Below are 17,564 nucleotides of genomic sequence, written 5' to 3'. Positions count from 1 at the left end.
ATCTCCGCTTCTTTCTCAGGTACCAAATGATCATAGAGATTGTGTCCCGAATTGAAGTGTTGTTGTGATAAGTCCATGTTATTGTCATAAGCAAGAAACCTCCCTAACCCTGAAAGAATGTCATGCATGAATAGTACTACGTAAGAAAGTCGTCCAAGGTTTTATTTTTTTTTGTAGAAATGTAAAGCTAATTTTTGCTTGACAGGTTAAACGTTTCAATTTAATCTAAAAGTGTGAGTTAAACGTTTAACAAATGATGGAGTGAACCACGAATGAGCAATCCAAAACAAGTCACAATTGTAGAAGTGGCAGCAGCAGCAGGCGTCTCTATCGCTACGGTCTCCAATGTGCTGAATCGAGGTGGAATTCGTTCATCCAAAGAGACAATCCGTAAAGTCGAATTAGCCGCTGAGCAATTGGGTTATCGACGGAATACGAATGCAGCTGGTTTAAGTCGGAATAAAACATTTGAAATCGGTCTCATCGTGCCTGTTTTGGGCGGATATTATGGACAATTAGCCGAGCAATTGCAGTTGGAAGCGCATCGAGCAGGGTATCATTTGTCTGTCTTCTCTTCGGGGGGGTTCGATCCTGCGATTGAGCGAAGGAATCTCGAGGTACTGCTGCAACGCAGAGTTGATGGTCTCATTTGCCACGGTTTAGCCATGGGTTTTGAATCCACACGTTCCATTGTGAATAGTGGTACACCGCTCGTGCTTATTAATGGGTGGGGTTGGCCAGAGGACATTGCTTTAGGTGCAGTTAACTTGGGTTTTAGCGAGGCTTGCCGGCAATCCACGAAGCTGCTTGCGGATCGCGGTTGTGATTTACTTGTTTATGTAGGAAACAAGCACTCGAAGGTCATCGATGGTCAGCGCCGCCAAGGCTTTGAGACGGGGATTGCGCAGTTGAGCAGCCCAATTCCACATCAGTTCGTGGATACCAAAGACCTGGATATGGAGCGCTTCCTTCAAGAGTTGATGATGGGGCCTGCGAAACGAGTCGGGATCATGGCTTTTGACGATTATGTTGCTTTACGGCTATTATCCATGGCAAACAAGCTAAAGATCGACATGCCAGATCGACTTCAGCTGATTGGGATTAATAATGACTCTGTTTCTTCACATGCCTACCCCAGCATCTCAACCTGGGACATCCCCTACTATCTGCAAGCGAATACAGCTATTAGTAAATTACTTCATAAGTTTGGACATAACGTTGCAACATGCGAAGAACGAGAATTCGAAGTTCCGCTAACTTTTATCGAACGTGAAACAACCAAAATATAGATGATGGAGTGATCTGATTATGTGGAAACAAGCGATTGAAGATACGTTACAGAAGACGAGAGCGAATATTGAGCGTTTTGGGGATTTGTTCCCGCATGTCAGCGAGAATGATATTTATCATTTGAATCCGAATAATGAATGGACCGATGGGTTCTGGTCAGGCATTTTGTGGCTCAGCTATCAATATACGGGGGAAAAAGTGTTCCAAGAAGCCGCTCAGCGAACAGTAGCGAGCTTCAAAGAAAGACTCGAGAACAACGTTGCACTTGAGCATCATGATATTGGATTCCTATATTCCTTATCCTCGAAAGCACAATGGATTCTTGAAAGGGATGAGAACGCCAGACAACTTACCTTGCAAGCGGCTGATGTTCTTATGAAACGATGGAGACCGAAAGGGCAATATATTCAAGCATGGGGTCCTGAAGGGGATGCTGCAAATGGCGGACGTATCATCATTGACTGCATGTTGAATTTACCGCTGTTGTACTGGGCTTATGAGCAGACTGGCAATGAAAAATATAAAGAAGTGGCGATCATTCACGCGGATCTGTCCCGTCGTTACTTAGTACGTGGCGACGATTCTTCCTATCACACGTTCTACTTCGATCAAGAAACAGGCGAACCGCTTCGCGGCGGCACACACCAAGGGTACCAAGATGGTTCTACATGGACACGCGGTCAAGCATGGGGCATTTATGGATTTGCCCTGTCGTATCGCTATACGAAAAATCCATTATATTTGGAAACAGCGGTACGCATGGCTCGTTATTTCTTTGAGCGTTTACCACAAGATGATGTCGTATATTGGGATTTCAATGCGCCAGTCAATGCAGAGACGAAACGCGACAGTTCCGCTTCAGCGATTGCATCGGCTGGAACCTTGGAAATTTTGGAGCATTTGGCGGCAGACGATGCCAATCGTGCTTATTTAGAAAACGGAGTTCAACGCTCGATGACAGGTCTTGTGAAATCCTATGCAACGATCGGCAAACCAGATGCGCAAGGCTTTATTGAGCGCGGTTCCTATAGCGTTCGCGGCGGAGCAGCACCAGATGATTACATGATTTGGGGCGACTACTACTACTTAGAAGCGCTTCTTCGCTTGGAAAAAGGATTTAAAGGGTACTGGTATGAGTAATTCATCAATGACGATGAACTCCGATCGCAAATATTGGGTGGATACTATGCTGCGCATAGCTGAGCCCGTAATTCAATCGCTTGCGGCTAGAAAACTAAGAGCCACGATGCCTGTTGAATGTAAAAAAGAAGAGCAGCGTCAGTACACGCATTTGGAAGCATTCGCGCGCACGCTTGTTGGAATTGCTCCTTGGCTGGAGCAGCCTGCGCTTGATTCCGAGGAGGAGAAGCTGCGGCTCTCCTTCGGGGAATTGGTTCGTGAAGCGATGGACGCGGGAACGGATCCCGAATCTCCAGATTTCTTGAACTTCGCCACAGGCTTCCAGCCGATCGTGGATACGGCTTTCTTGGCACACGCGATCCTGCGAGCTCCCAATACGTTGTGGCACTCCCTGGATGCTAGAGTCCAAGCTAATCTTGCGGCCGCGATGAAAACTTCTCGTACACGCAAGCCTGGGTTCAACAACTGGCTGCTATTCGCAGCGATGACAGAAACTGCGCTCGGCTACATGGGCGAGGATTGGGATCATATGCGTGTTGATTTCGCCTTGAAGCAGCATGAGCAATGGTATCTCGGCGACGGCATGTACGGCGATGGCGTAGAGTATCATGCCGACTACTATAACAGCTTCGTCATTCAGCCGATGCTCGTTGATATCATCGAGCATGTTCAAGTGCACTATGAGGATTGGGGGCGCATGCGCGCCCAAATTGTCCAACGTGCACAGCGCTACGCAGAGGTTCAGGAGCGCTCGATCTCGCCAGAAGGCACATTCCCTGCCATCGGACGATCATTAGCGTACCGCTTCGGTGCCTTCCAGTCGCTAGCCCAAACAGCATTGCGCCGTGAGCTGCCGACAGTGGTTGCGCCTGCGCAAGTACGAGGCGCTTTAACCGCGGTCATCCGCAGGTTGATCGAAGCGCCTGGTACTTTCGATGACAACGGCTGGCTCCGCATCGGACTATGTGGCCACCAACCAGAGGTGGGTGAGCATTATATCTCAACAGGAAGCCTGTATTTATGTTCCGCCGTCTTCCTGCCGCTTGGCTTAAGAGCAGACGACGAATTCTGGCAAGCACCAGCAGCGCCATGGACTTCACAACAGGTGTGGTCCCATCAAACGGTTGCGATTGATAAAGCGTTATATTAGTTCGATGAAGCTGTCCGCGGATGCGGATGGCTTTTTTTCACCCTATTTTCGTGTAAACTAGAAGTTGAGAGGCAGCGGCGCGGCAAGTTGTGTGACTGCTGCTATTATCCACAAGTATTCCAAGTCATAGATTGTGGATAACTTTCGACCATACCTTTTAGAACAAGAAGAGAGAAGTGACCCGTGTGAGTCAACAGTTTCAATTAACGGTAGCGGATGTGTTGAAGCGCCCATCCTTTCAGCATGCTTATATTGCGGCGGGGCATGCCCATCTAGGAAATCATGTCCGCTGGGTGCATATTATCGAAGTCATTCAATTCGAGCAGCTGCTGCAAGGCGGCGAAATGATTTTGACGACAGGTGCGGCATTCAAGGACGATATCGATTCATTCATGACCTATTTCAACCAGCTGGTGCAGCGGAAGGTATCCTGTTTGTGCGTAGAGATGGGGCATTATGTGAATGCCGTTCCACAAGCTTGGAAGGATGCGGCGGAGGCGCAGCAGCTTCCCCTTGTCATTTTTCCAGAAGCCGTACGATTCATTGATATCACGCAGGATATACACGCAACTATCATCAATCAGCATCATCAAGCACTTCAGGATTTGGAGAAAATTTCTCGCGAGTTTCATCGGATGACGTTGACTTCGCAAGGCGTATCGCATGTTCTATCGCTTTTACATAGCAGTACGCAGGCTGACGTCATCTATGTGCCCTCAGATTCACAACCTAAATTCGTTCCACCGATGGGCAAGCGTGAGGCGGCTCAATGGCTCACTTTTCTCGAAAGCATCGAAAGAGAAGAGCGGCAAGATGGCCGCGGGACATCCCCCCTGGTTGTCGAGAATGGCAAGGGAACAGTGATCGTTCAACCCGTCGGTGCGATGGGCAAAACGTGGGCGCATCTCCTGCTCGTGCTCGATCGCAAGCCGCAGGAATACGAGTATTTAATCCTGGACTCAGCTTCGCTTTCGATTGCGCAGGATTTACTTCGCAGGCGATATATGGAAGAACGTAAGTTGTATGCACAGACGCTGTGGGTCGATGACCTGCTCCACATGCGAATTCATGATGAAGAGCAGATTAAAGTGCTTCTAGGAGCAGAGTTTAAGCGATTGAATGCGTTGCCTTATCATGTGATATTAATCGAATTTAAAGAGGGCATGGAAGATAGTCAACTAGGCGAAAATGAGGGCATTGAATCCGCTGGTTTGCATCTTTCGCTTGCGGTTCGATCGCTGTTTGAAGGACAGTTGTTCCATCCCTTAATTACATTGAAACACAACCGGCTCGTTGTAGTAGCGTTCGATAAAGCCCCCAAAAAACCAAGCAAAGAGCGGCTGCAGCATGTATTCCATACACTTCATTCCCTGCATGCAGACGAGCACATTGACTTGAAAATTGGTGTCGGTCAGTCGAAGACGACCTTCCTGCAAGCGCACCGCAGCTATCAGGAGGCGCTTCAAGCGATGTCTCTGGCCGAGACGACGGGGGGGAAGAAAGTGATGTTTTACGATGAACTAGGCGTCTTCGTACTGCTTACACAGATATCGGACAAAGAGATGTTAGCTTCCTTCGTACGCACTTACGTGGGGCCACTCATCGATCATGATCTACAGAAGGGCAGTGAGCTGCTGCGGACCTTGAAAGTATATTTAGACCACGATGGCTCGAAGCAGATGGCTGCTGGGCAGCTGTTCATTGTAAGGCAATCACTCTATTATCGCTTGGACAAAATCGAAGAGCTGCTTGGGGCTGATTATATGCTGCCTGAGAAGCGGTTGGCGCTGCAAGTTGCGATTCGAGCTTACCAATTGTTGTATCCGGAGAAGAAATTGTGAAAAGATTTGGCGATGTTTTTTGACAAAATGTCTAATGGAACGGGTGTCAATCTCTCTTATACTTGGAGACAAGAAGCGAGCGATCTTGAAGTGATAGGGTCCTCATGAGAGGTTGATACAGCATGAAAATTGGCGTACCTAAGGAAATTAAAAACAATGAGTTTCGCGTCGGCATGACACCGAGCTCCGTTCTTTCATACACAAAAGCAGGTCACGATATTTATGTAGAAACGTTAGCAGGACACAGCATCGGCTTCACGGATGAAGAGTATGCGGCAGCGGGCGCAACGATCGTTGCTACCGCAGCTGAGGTGTGGGCTTGTGAAATGGTCGTAAAAGTAAAAGAGCCTCTTCCATCTGAATATGGGTATTTTCATGAAGGGCTGATTTTGTACACGTACCTTCACCTTGCGCCAGAAGCTGAGTTGACGCATGCCCTGGTCACTAACCAAGTAACCGCGATCGCTTATGAGACGATTCAACTTGACAATGGCAGTCTCCCGTTGTTAACGCCGATGAGTGAAGTCGCTGGACGTATGTCTGTGCAGATCGGTGCGCACTTTCTCGAGAAAGCGCATGGCGGCAAAGGCATCCTGTTAGGCGGTGTGCCAGGCGTCGAGCCAGGCCGAGTTGCGGTAATCGGCGGAGGTATTGTTGGTGCGAACGCAGCGAAAATGGCCATTGGCCTTGGTGCAGATGTTACAATCGTCGATTTGAACGCAGATCGACTGCGTCAATTGGATGATCTCTTCCAAGGACGTGTCAAAACGATCATGTCCAATCCATATAATATCGCGGAAGTCGTTCGCCGCGCAGATTTGGTTATCGGCGCTGTCCTCATTCCTGGTGCACGCGCACCGCGCCTCGTTTCCGAGGAAATGGTCAAAGCCATGAGTCCTGGCAGTGTCATTGTTGACGTTGCCATTGATCAAGGCGGTTCAATCGAAACCATTGATCGCATTACGACGCATGATCAACCTACCTATGTGAAACATGGTGTCATTCATTATGCCGTAGCGAATATGCCTGGTGCGGTAGCACGTACGTCCACACTTGCGTTGACGAATGTGACGACAGCATACGGCTTGCAAATTGCGAACAAAGGTTACGCACGCGCGGCTATTGAGAATAAGGCGATTGCCAAGGGCATCAATGTCGCCGAGGGGTACGTTACGTATCAGGCCGTTGCCGAAGCACACGGGTATGAATATACAGATATCTACGCGATTATTCAGTAAAAGAGTAGGGATAGCGGGAGTAGTTTTGGGGACCTTCGGGTCCCCTTTTGTGTTGTGGCGACTAATAAGCAACTTCGCATTGACGATAGTTTTGATAGGGGATAAACTGAAAGTGAAACGTTTCAACTCGACATGCAGATAAACAGCGAAAGAGTGTGTTTCGTTCCATAGCTTTTACAATGGGAGATGACAATGTTGAGTACAAGGCAACAACGACAAGCCGAAATTATTGCGAACATAGCTGCAGCAGCGTATAGCAAGCCGGTATTGAGCAATGGATTTCTTTTTGAACAAGACGTTCGCGATAATTTCTACTATGCCTCATATCTGTTCGCAGCAGCCGTAGATTCACAGATTGCCTTTGACGGCGATCGGCAGGAAGCCAAGGCGAAAGCAGAGCAAATTATGTTTCAGCTTCTGGAGATTCAAGATCAGCATCCAGAGAGCAGCACCTACGGCCATTGGCCGCTTAATTTGCGTCCAACGCCTCAAGAAGCAGCTAAGAATACGCTGCCTGTCGAGCTGATGGGGAGCTTAATGGTGTATTTTGCCCAGCGATATGAGGAGCACTTAAGCAGTCCCCTGAAAGCGGCGCTGGAGCAGGCGATTACGCATATTTATCATTCCAATTTTTACCGGAAGCCACTGTCGAATTACGGTCATCACGAAGCCAAATATACGGCAGCCAAGCTCATCCTCGGCCAACGTTTCGCAGATGAAGAGCTACTTCAAGACGGTATAGACAGTTTGCGTGCAACGTATGGGCGTGTAACAAAGCACGGAATGTCGGAATACGGCGGACTTCCGTGGTTTTGGCATTGGGTGCAAGCTTTTACCTGTGCGTGGGAGCTTATTGAAGAGGCAGCCATCAAGCGTGAGCTATCACAGATGCTGGATTACTTATGGAACGTGCGAGCAACGTACTACCTTGGCGGCGCATGGGTGGGCCCGCATTCCCGAATCTGGCCGCACGATATGCCGAAGGATACCAATGTGCTGCATGATTATGTGCAGTTCGGTGATTTCAAGCTGCCGACGGAGATGCCAAGAACGGAATATGCAGGTTTCTTGGCCTATGATGCGCCTGAAGCGAGCCTACGCACAGCATTACACCGCATAACACCCATTGAAATACGCCGTCAAATTCCGAGGCAAATTGGCACGGAGACGCATCGGGACGATGTGGTGCACAGCTATGTTTATATGACCGAGAGCTTCGCGATGGGCGGGATGTGGGAGCGCATTCGTGAGTTCGACAACGAACAGCATCGCTGGGACGTTGCCTTTCCGATCGGGACTTTTGGCGATGGTGTGAATCATGCTTATTTTTTCCATCCTGATCAGGCTCAGCCAGAAGGAGATTTGCGTCATCAAAGCGAATACACGGAAGTACTCTTTCATCGCAATGTTGTGATGGCTTCCTATGACATTCCCGAGCATGCCCCGTCCTATATCAAAGGTTGTCTGCCATTAGGTGAATGGGTTGAGGAGCCGAACGCGCTATTCGGTCTATGTGGAACCGTATATATGGCGGTATTTATCCAACAAGCGTTCAAGCGTGAAGTGCTTGCGGATCGCTGTTTTGTCACGAGCCAAGGTTACCGAAATGGCGTGGTCGTGGAATGTATAGACAAAGCCGATGCCGACCGATTAGGCATACAGTCATTCAGTCAATTCGTTAACTTGATGCGTACGAAGCAGCCAAGCTTTGGGAACGAAATTGCGTATGAATCTCTGTACCACCACCGATTGTTGTTAAGCAGCGACCCGAATCAAGAAATCAGTGCAGTCATTGATGATGAAATGATTGATTTTTCTTCCTATACGGTCGCTTAAACTCATAGAAAAGAGGTCTTCTACATGCCAGCTATTGATATGCCGTTAGAAAAGCTACACACGTACCAAGGAATTAATCCTCGCCCAGACGATTTTGATGCGTATTGGGAGAGAGCTTTAGCTGAAATGAAAGCGGTGGATCCTCAAATTGAGCTTCGCCCCAGCGAATTTCAAGTCCCTTATGCAGAGTGCTTCGATCTTTATTTCACAGGGGTAAAAGGTGCGCGTATTTATGCCAAATACGTTCGTCCGAAACACGCAACAGAGCCGCATCCCGCTATTGTCCAATTCCACGGGTATACGGGAAATTCAGGGGAATGGTCGGACAAACTGGCCTATGCAGCGCTGGGTTACTCCTTCTTCTCCATGGATTGCCGCGGTCAAGGCGGATTGTCTGAAGATGTAGGCGGCGTGAAAGGAACGACGTTACGCGGTCATATTGTTCGCGGATTGGATGATCATCCGGATCAACTCTTATTCCGTGACATTTTCTTGGACACGGCGCAGCTAGCAGGGATTGCCATGAACATGCCAGAAGTAGATGCAGCACGTGTTGGTGTGATCGGTGGCTCACAAGGCGGCGCATTAACGATTGCCTGTGCTGCGCTTGAACCGCGCGTGAAGAAGCTGGCCCCCGTCTTTCCTTTTCTAAGTGATTACAGACGGGTGTGGGAAATGGACCTAGCGAAAGATGCCTACCAAGAGCTGAAGGATTTCTTCCGCCGTCATGATCCACAGCACAAACGCGAAGAGGAATATTTTACAAAACTAGGCTATATTGATATTCAAAATTTGGCAGATCGCATCCAAGGCGAAGTGATGATGGCTGTAGGTCTCATGGATACCGTATGCCCGCCGTCTACGCAATTTGCGGCTTATAATAAAATTAAATCAGAGAAGAAGCTTGAAATTTATCCTGATTTTGCGCATGAACATTTGCCAGGATTCAGCGATTTAACGCTTCAATTCATGATGGGACTTTAACAGAAAGACCACTCTCACCTTCGTGATGGGAGTGGTCTTTTGCGCTCATCGTGCTGCTGGCGATATTGACTTGGCGTCACACCGATCCTTTTTTTGAACAACTGATTGAAATATTTCATGTCTTGATACCCGATCAAAGCGGCAATTTCGCTGATTGTGTGGTTCGACTCTCTCAGATACTTACAGCACGCCTCCAATCGTGCATGCTGCACATTCGCAGTAAAGCTCATGCCTGTCAATTTCATCAGTTGTCGCTGAAGCTGACGATCGCTCACCGCTAATTGGTCGGCTGCTTCGCTGAGCGTCATCGGGTTGTTGTAACTCACTCTAAGATGGGCGAGAAGACTTTCCAAATTCGACAATGGGGTGACGCCTGCAACAGGGAGGGGCGCCTGAGCGGAACGATGCATGGACACGAGTAATTGCGCAATGCAAGCTTGCATAACCGTGATGTAGCCTGAACGGCGCGAGTTAAACTCGAGATGCAAGCGTTCAAATAGCGGCTGGAATTCGCCGAATTGCTCACGAAACGTCAGCCATGGCGGTTGCTCCGCATGATCATCGGGTTTCGACAGCTGTGAAAAAAAGGTGGAGATCTCGTGCTCGCCCACTCGCCATGTTTGTTGCAGTAATTCATCCATCCAAGATTGGGTGAAGATGCAATTATAGACGATCAGCGGTTTCTTCTGATTCGTTGACGATGGACGAAACACATGCGATACCCCAACGGGTAAGTAGAACAGATCGCCTTTGGTTACGGACATCCGCTCGTTGTTCATGTAATGGGAGCCATTTCCTTCAGCCACGTAGCTGATTTCAATGAAATCGTGGGAGTGCTGCTGCATCTCGAACGATTCCTGAACACGATTGACGAACATCGGCAAATCTTGAGCAAAAAACAATTGTCCTGATGATTCCACAATGCTGCGTTTAATTGTCATGTTATTTCACTTTGAAATGAACAACAGCGCTGTAGAGCATTTTACCCGCGTTCGGGTCGAAAACGACGTCATGTGAAATGGCGAACACATCGAGTAACAACGCTTTGTTATTGTCGATTTGCTCGTTGATGAGGGATTCAAGCTTTTTCAAATCGTAGGATTGGAAAAACTCGATCTTCGTTTCCAAGCGATCCAAGATAAAATCCATGTTGTGCAGCCTCCATAAGTGAGAAGTAAAATGATGCCTGTTTCTCTTATTATAACGTCAATATCTGATATAGGAAGTACATATGAATAGGCGTATACTGAGAAATGTGAAGAGAAGAGATCAAGTCAGTCAAAAAAGATTAGGAAGTGATGTTGTGTTGAAGCCTACACGGTTATTGGTTGATTTTCTGCTGAAGAAATGGCCGTTGTATGTCATTGCGGCACTCTCGATTTCAATAGGGAATATTGTTCACTCGTACTATCCGAAGCTGCTTGGCAAGTTTACCGACCAGTTGCAGAAAGGCGGGCTTCATCCCGATTTGATCGTGACGTACAGCCTCCAGTTGCTCGCGATTGGGGTAGTTTTCGGTGTTCTCGTCGCGATTGGTCAGTACATGATCATGCGAAACGGGAGACGGTTCGAGTTTGAAACGAGAAATCGGTTATTTGATCATTTTAGCAAATTAGGAGCGACATTTTATTCCAAGAATGGTGTTGGAAAATTACTCAGTTATGTGATTAATGATGTTACTGTGATTCGGGAGTCGATCTCCATGGGCATTAACCAGATCGTCAACTCGGTCATTCTCATTGCAGCGGTGCTGGTTACCATGGTTTTCAGCTCCATCCCGTTATACGTTATCGTGATATGTATACTGCCAATGGTGCTGATCCCTATTCTGTCGGTGAAGTTTCAACCGGTTATCAAAACGAGATCGCTGCAAGTCCAAGAGGCGCTAGGCACCATGACCGAGTCTGCCGAAGAACAATTCGGAGGCATTCGTGTAACGAAGAAGTTCGCGGTAGAACCAATTATGATGGCCAGATTCGGTGAGACGGTGGATAGAATTCGTGTCCATCAGCTTCGACTCGTGCGGCTGTCCTCGTTATTTGAGGCTCTAATCCCATTTCTTGGTGCCGTTTCGCTCATGATTGCGATCGCTTTCGGGGGTTATTTGACGATTCAGGGACGGATCACGATCGGTCATTTCGTTGAATTAACCCTGTATATTCGGATGATGGTGAATCCGCTGCAGCAAATTGGACGCGTCATTAATGCGATGCAGCGTTCGAAAGCTTCCTTGGAACGGGTGAACGAGCTGCTAAGCTTGGAGTCCGAAATTAAGCAGAGGGAACTGGCTCAGCCAACTCACCTCGATCAACAAGAAATTCGAATTGAACATTTGTCATTTGCCTATCCAGACGATGAAGATGAAGTGCTTCATGATATTTCATTGACGATTGAACCAGGCAAGTCCATTGGGATCATTGGTAAAACGGGCAGCGGGAAATCGACGTTGATGAAAATTATGCTGCGCATCTACGATCCGCCTGAGGGCACCGTCTACATCGGAGACAGCGACATCCGGGATGTCACGCTGGAGAGCTTGCGCAACCAGATTGCATATGTGCCGCAGGAAGGCTTCCTGTTCAGCACCTCGATCCGCGATAATATCGCGTTTTTCCGAAGAGAATCACCGATCGAACAGGTGGAGCATGCGGCGAAGAAGGCGCAGATTTTATCCAGCATCATCTCGTTTCCTGAAAAGTTTGAGACGAAGCTGGGCGAGAGGGGCATTACCTTATCTGGCGGTCAGCGCCAACGCACCAGCTTAGCGAGAGGGATCATCAAAGATTCGCCAGTCATGATCTTAGATGACAGTGTTAGCGCCGTAGATGCTGTGACGGAGAAGCATATCATCGACGCGATTCGGCAGGAACGATTGAATAAGACGACGATTTGGATTGCTCATCGTATTTCGGCGCTGAAGCATACCGATGAAATTATCGTCTTGCATGAAGGCAGAATCGTGCAGCGAGGCACGCATGAACAATTGCTTGCAGAAGACGGCTTGTATGCCGAGTTGTATGCGATACAGGAAGGAGGTGGCGAGGATGTCCAAGCCAATTAATCCGACCCACGATCGAACGAAAACCAAAGCGCCGTATCGCGCACTCGCAGTCTATGCGAAACCGCACACGTTCACATTTATCGCAGTCGTGTTATGCGCTTTACTCGGCATTGCAGCCGATTTGTTTCAGCCCTATCTGGTCAAAGAAGTCATCGATGACAACTTGATGATTGGGAAAAATGATTACCATTCACTTATTATGATCTGCCTGCTGTATGGTGGGCTTTCGATCGGTTCCATGCTCTTCAGCTATGTGCAGAACAACTTACTGCAATTCGCAGGCCAGAGTATCGTCGCCAAAATTCGTAAAGATTTATTTGGTCATATTTTCAAACAATCCATGTCTTACTATGATAAAACGCCTAGCGGCAGCCTTATTACGCATGTCTCCAGCGATACGGAAACTCTGAATCAATTTTTCACGCAAGTATTGCTGAGTTTAGTGCGAGACAGCATGACCTTAATTTTCATTATCGTGATGATGTATCACTTGGATCCACAATTGACCTTGTACAGTATGATTGTCATTCCGATCATTATTCTTATTGCCGTGAGTTTTCGCCGTTATATGCGCAAAACGTATCAATTATCGCGTACACAGCTTTCGCAAATGGTGGCTTTTACCGCTGAGAATTTATCCGGCATGCATTTGATTCAGGCGTTTCATCAAGAGAAAGAGCAAATGAAACGTTTCACAGAGCGCAACACGAGTTATTTCGGAGCCAATTTACGTGAAATCCGGACGAATGTGCTCTTTAACCGCTCTTTTGATATTCTGGGCAACTTATCAGTCGCGTTCATCACATGGATTGGCGGTATTGCTGTGTTTGATAAAGCGATTGAGTTTGGCGTGCTGTACGCGTTCATTACGTATATTCGCCAGTTTTTCCAGCCGATCAATAATATTACACAGCAGTGGAACACGCTGCAATCGACGAATGTGTCGATGAGCCGGATTTGGAACATTTTCGCCGCACAGCCAGAGGTAAAAGAGAAAGAAACGGCAGCCTTAATTCCGCTGGCGGATGTCAAAGGCGACATTCAATTCCAACATGTTCACTTTGGCTACCAGAAGGACATGGCCGTTATTGAGGATCTGAACTTGCATATCGCGCCAGGCGAGATGATCGGAATCGTCGGTACGACAGGTGCAGGCAAAAGCTCACTCATCTCACTGTTATGCCGCTTCTACGATGTACAGGGAGGCAGCATTCGGATCGACGGTATCGATATTCGTGATGTGTCACATCGTGACTTGCATCGAACGATTGGGTTGGTGCAGCAAGAACCCTTCTTATATGGGGGCAGCATTATTGAAAATGTGAGGATGTTCGATCCCTCGATTTCTCGTGAGGCAGTGATCGCGGCGTGTCAGCTTGTCGGCGCTGATGACATGATTTCACGCATGAAGGATGGTTATGACACACGCATCTCAGAACGCGGAAGCGGACTATCCGCTGGAGAAAGGCAGTTGATTTCTTTTGCCCGCATCATCGTGTTTGAACCGAAAGTGTTAATTCTTGATGAAGCCACCGCCAATCTAGATTCACAGACAGAGCAAATGATTCAATCGGCGCTCCACATTGTCGCAGAGGGTAGAACCACGATCGTCATTGCGCATCGAATTTCAACGATTATGCATGCCAATCGCATTATTGTGATGAGTCATGGGGAAATTGTAGAAGAGGGAACTCATGCGGAACTGCTGGCTCTGCAGGGCTTCTATGAGCAGCTGTACCAGCATTCGCAAGGAACGCAGTCGGTCAGCAGCGCAGATCGAGACCGTTTATCCTCCATAGGCTAATGAGCAGGTACTAGGAATAGATAGTACTTCTCAAACGTGGGATCTCCTGTACAATTAGAAGCATGGTAAGAGAGGAGATGAATTGCATGAAATCCAACCAAGTCATGATTCAATTAGGTTATGTATTGGGGGCTAGTGCTCTTTTAACTGCGATCGGTTACTTCTTCGCTTCGAACTGGGAGAAGTTAAACCGAGTTGAGAAATTTATTCCTATATTTGTGCTCATTTTGGGGCTATATGGACTATCTGTGTGGCTTTCACGCCAACCAGGGAGAGCTTTCTTGAGTAAATTAAGTGGGTTTGCCAGCTGTATCTCGTTCGGAATTGGTGTTGGATTAATTGGCCAAACTTACAATTCGCATGCGGATAGCTACAGCTTGTTTCTCGTATGGTTCGTACCTGCCTTCCTGTATGCGATATTGACGAGGTGGCAGCCTTATTATGTGTTGAGCTATATCCTGTTTCACCTGACCTATGGATTTTTCTTCTTCCCAAGGTGGGGCAATTATGCCGAGGTCGAAGGGACTGCCATCGCGATTTGGTTAGGCTTAGCAGTGGTGAACGGCGTATTGTTCATCTTGTTCGAGAAAGGGCGTCTGCATTCACCATTTCTGAAATGGCTGACGTTCCAAGCAACTCTCTGTGTTTTCCTAATTGTTTCGAACGCTCAAGCGTTTGAGACCTATGGCATCTGGATGAACCTGCCGCTCATAGCCATTCTAATAGCAGCGATTCGCTATGCGCACAAGACACAGAACAAAATGTACCTTCTGTTTGCAGGCTTGTGGGTATCGGCAGCCATAACCATGAAATATATTGAGCTCATCATCGAGTACCATAATGAGCTATTCTTTATCGTGAGCTTATTGTTCGTCATCGTGTTTATCGGCGCGAATGTGATGTTCATGAACTATGTGCGAACATGGCGCCCTGGCTCCGAGAAGCTGGAAGCAGAAGTCGAGAAGGAGCATGAGGCACCTGTGAAAGTGGAGGGTGACTTCACGAAATGGATCGTCCGCGTGCTCAGTATCTCCGTGATCATTATCGGTTCTCTGCTAGGCAGCTTAACGTTGCTGGGGCTTGTGACCGTTGTATTCGGATTGGATGACCCCGTAAATTTTCTTATCGGCTACGGATTCGTTGCCCTCATCGCGATGCTGCTTGCCAAAAAGTTCAATATACTGGCACGTTATACAATCCTTCTCAGCGGACTGATGATGGGAACCGTTTCCGCTGTTTTGACCGAGAGATCGGGGATGCTCCTCATTTATTTGGTTCTCACCTTAGTCGCATTTGGATATTTAACGGGGTTACTAACTCGCATTTTATTTTTCTTGGCTTCCGTCATCATCTTGGCGTTCATTCTGTTCGATTGGACGAATAGCGATGTTGTGGCATGCAGTTTGCTGGCAGGCTTGCTCTTCATCTTATTCGCAGCAGGTCAAATTATCCGAGCGTCGTCCTTCAGAGAGCCCATTCTTTACAGCAGCTTGCCAACGTTTCTGCTCGCGTTTTTTAGCTTAACGTTCATGACCGAGTCAGTTTGGTATTATGTCACCAATGTATTGTTCTTCCTGTTAGTTCTTGCAGCCATTGTGATCTCGCGGCAGCTGCATGTTCGTTGGGTTTACATGTGGTCGATGAGCTTCTGGATCGCCTTCCTCGTTTACAAGTACTATGATTTAGCCTGGAAATTACTGCATAAGTCCATTAGCTTCGCGATAATTGGCGGGCTCATACTAGGGATTACGGTGTGGTTGGAAAAAAGGCAAAGACGTAACGACGGTGTTGTTGAAATTGCGCCGGTTAGTTATGAAGCGAATCGCTGGCTCATCGCATTGTTAGTTGTCTTGCAAGTCGCCGCGCTGTCGCTGCAAATTGGCAAAAGTGAATACTTGCTCAGCCACGGCACGTTAGTAAAACTTCAGCTTAAGCCATTAGATCCGCGCTCTCTGATGCAAGGCGACTACGTGCGCTTGCGCTATACCATCTCAGAGCCGCCTTTCTGGCAGAACCGGAGCTTGGAGGAGCGAACATCGAAAGGCAAAATTGTCATGGTGCTAGGCCTCAACAAGGATACAGGCGTGTATGAATATAGACGTGTCTATACGAATGGTGAGGGGCTCGCCCCTGATGAAGTGCGAATCAATGGGAAGCAAGTGGGGTACGAAGGTGTCGAATATGGCATCGAAACCTATTTCATCCCTGAAGGCACGGGGAGAGACTATGAAGTAAATAGTAAATTTGCGGAAGTAAAAGTGTCAGCGAGTGGGGATGCGATCTTGGTTCGCCTGACCGCTCATTAAGCCTTCCATGTTAGAAAGAAAGAGGTATTAGACACCATGTGGCTTCTGTATTCTGTATTGGCCGCGCTATCCTTCGGGCTGCGCGGCATCTTATATCATTGGACGAGTCAGCAATCGCTGAATCGCAATGTGCTGCTCTGCGGTACATTCGCGATGGGGGCAATCGTCAGCATGATCTGTGCGTTGATTTGGCAGCCAGAATGGCAAGTGTCAGCGCTGATTGGCATTCAGATGGGGCTGTTTTCCTTTGGAGCCAATGCGGCTATGTTCAAAGGCTTTGCCGTAGGCAAAGCGTCGTTAGTTGCGATTTTAACCGGATTACCGTCGGTTGTCGTAGTGCTCTTCGCTTATCTGTTCTGGGGTGAACGGCTGAACGTGCTTCAGCTGTTTGCCTTTGTTGTCATTGTCATCGGCATTTTATTCGTGCGATATTCTAACGATATTACGTTGAAAAACTTGCAAGGAGCAGGCTGGGGAGCGATCGCACTGCTGCTCTTCGCGGCGAATGACTTGTCCAGTAAATGGACAACGCTCGTGCATGCCTCCCTGTTCCCGACTTTGTTCTATATGTTTACAACGGGTACGTGCTGCTTCGCGATCTGGTGGTGGAGAGATAAGAAACGGGGCGCTGCGCCTACCGAGTCGGTAAGCACATGGTCCGAGCGCCGTACATTCCAGTTCGGTATGCTGATTGGCATTACAAATGTGCTTGGCATGATTCTTATTATTCATGGCTTTGCACATGGCAAAGCAGGCCTTGTCTCCGCAGTTGTCGCGCTTAATGTGTTAATTGTGCTTCTGTATACCCGATTTGTGCTCAAGGACAAATTTACCAGAATAGAACAATCTGGGCTTGCAATCGCGATGGTGGGTATCCTGATGTTGAAGCTGGTCGGCTCTTAAAAAGGCATTCT

Annotated in this window: 13 protein-coding genes; 11 read left to right on the top strand and 2 right to left on the bottom strand. The window is 47.9% G+C overall.

Going from position 1 to position 17,564, the window contains the following annotated elements; genetic code table 11:
- Positions 1-272 precede the first annotated feature (272 nt).
- The 7 genes from MJB10_RS16040 to MJB10_RS16010 all read left to right on the top strand — a co-directional run bounded on the left by MJB10_RS16040 (position 273) and on the right by MJB10_RS16010 (position 9,479).
- Positions 273-1,289, top strand: coding sequence for a LacI family DNA-binding transcriptional regulator (locus MJB10_RS16040; RefSeq protein ID WP_314796229.1), 1,017 nt, complete (start codon positions 273-275; stop codon positions 1,287-1,289).
- A gap of 19 nt (positions 1,290-1,308) precedes the next feature.
- Positions 1,309-2,430 carry a glycoside hydrolase family 88 protein gene (locus MJB10_RS16035; protein ID WP_314796227.1) on the top strand — a complete coding sequence of 374 codons (1,122 nt, stop codon included), beginning with the start codon at positions 1,309-1,311 and terminating at the stop codon, positions 2,428-2,430.
- Between the two features lie 13 nt (positions 2,431-2,443).
- The gene (locus MJB10_RS16030; protein ID WP_397386638.1) at positions 2,444-3,580 is read left to right on the top strand and encodes a DUF2264 domain-containing protein; all 1,137 of its coding nucleotides are present in this window, start codon (positions 2,444-2,446) and stop codon (positions 3,578-3,580) included.
- Between the two features lie 185 nt (positions 3,581-3,765).
- A complete protein-coding gene (locus MJB10_RS16025; RefSeq protein ID WP_314796224.1) occupies positions 3,766-5,421 on the top strand; it encodes a PucR family transcriptional regulator in 1,656 nt (551 codons plus the stop codon).
- Between the two features lie 122 nt (positions 5,422-5,543).
- Positions 5,544-6,659 carry an alanine dehydrogenase gene (gene ald / locus MJB10_RS16020; protein WP_314796222.1) on the top strand — a complete coding sequence of 372 codons (1,116 nt, stop codon included), beginning with the start codon at positions 5,544-5,546 and terminating at the stop codon, positions 6,657-6,659.
- Positions 6,660-6,854: 195 nt separating this feature from the next.
- Positions 6,855-8,495, top strand: a complete 1,641-nt coding sequence (locus tag MJB10_RS16015; protein ID WP_314796220.1) for a hypothetical protein — start codon at positions 6,855-6,857, stop codon at positions 8,493-8,495.
- A 24-nt stretch (positions 8,496-8,519) separates the two neighbouring features.
- Positions 8,520-9,479 carry an acetylxylan esterase gene (locus tag MJB10_RS16010; protein WP_314796218.1) on the top strand — a complete coding sequence of 320 codons (960 nt, stop codon included), beginning with the start codon at positions 8,520-8,522 and terminating at the stop codon, positions 9,477-9,479.
- Between the two features lie 14 nt (positions 9,480-9,493).
- Here MJB10_RS16010 and MJB10_RS16005 read toward each other — a convergent pair whose 3' ends face one another.
- The gene (locus MJB10_RS16005; protein WP_314796216.1) at positions 9,494-10,420 is read right to left on the bottom strand and encodes an AraC family transcriptional regulator; all 927 of its coding nucleotides are present in this window, start codon (positions 10,418-10,420) and stop codon (positions 9,494-9,496) included.
- A gap of 1 nt (position 10,421) precedes the next feature.
- Entirely contained in the window at positions 10,422-10,628 is a 207-nt protein-coding gene (locus tag MJB10_RS16000) for a DUF2536 family protein (RefSeq protein ID WP_314796214.1), read from the bottom strand.
- A 157-nt stretch (positions 10,629-10,785) separates the two neighbouring features.
- Here MJB10_RS16000 and MJB10_RS15995 point away from each other — a divergent pair, with 157 nt between their 5' ends.
- The 4 genes from MJB10_RS15995 (at position 10,786) to MJB10_RS15980 (ending at position 17,553) form a co-directional block, all read left to right on the top strand.
- Complete coding sequence (locus MJB10_RS15995) at positions 10,786-12,540, top strand: ABC transporter ATP-binding protein (protein ID WP_314805683.1); 1,755 nt, start codon at positions 10,786-10,788, stop codon at positions 12,538-12,540.
- Positions 12,524-14,344: an ABC transporter ATP-binding protein gene (locus MJB10_RS15990; protein ID WP_314796212.1), complete on the top strand. Its 1,821-nt coding sequence runs from the start codon at positions 12,524-12,526 to the stop codon at positions 14,342-14,344. The genes MJB10_RS15995 and MJB10_RS15990 overlap by 17 nt, the downstream gene beginning before the upstream one ends.
- Before the next feature lie 86 nt (positions 14,345-14,430).
- Positions 14,431-16,650: a GDYXXLXY domain-containing protein gene (locus MJB10_RS15985; RefSeq protein ID WP_314796211.1), complete on the top strand. Its 2,220-nt coding sequence runs from the start codon at positions 14,431-14,433 to the stop codon at positions 16,648-16,650.
- A gap of 36 nt (positions 16,651-16,686) precedes the next feature.
- Entirely contained in the window at positions 16,687-17,553 is an 867-nt protein-coding gene (locus MJB10_RS15980) for a DMT family transporter (RefSeq protein WP_314796209.1), read from the top strand.
- The last annotated feature ends 11 nt before the right edge of the window (positions 17,554-17,564 follow it).

Origin of the sequence: Paenibacillus sp. MBLB1832 (genome assembly GCF_032271945.1) — a bacterium.
Lineage (GTDB): Bacteria > Bacillota > Bacilli > Paenibacillales > NBRC-103111 > Paenibacillus_E > Paenibacillus_E roseopurpureus.
This window is presented reverse-complemented; position numbering and strand designations above follow the sequence as displayed.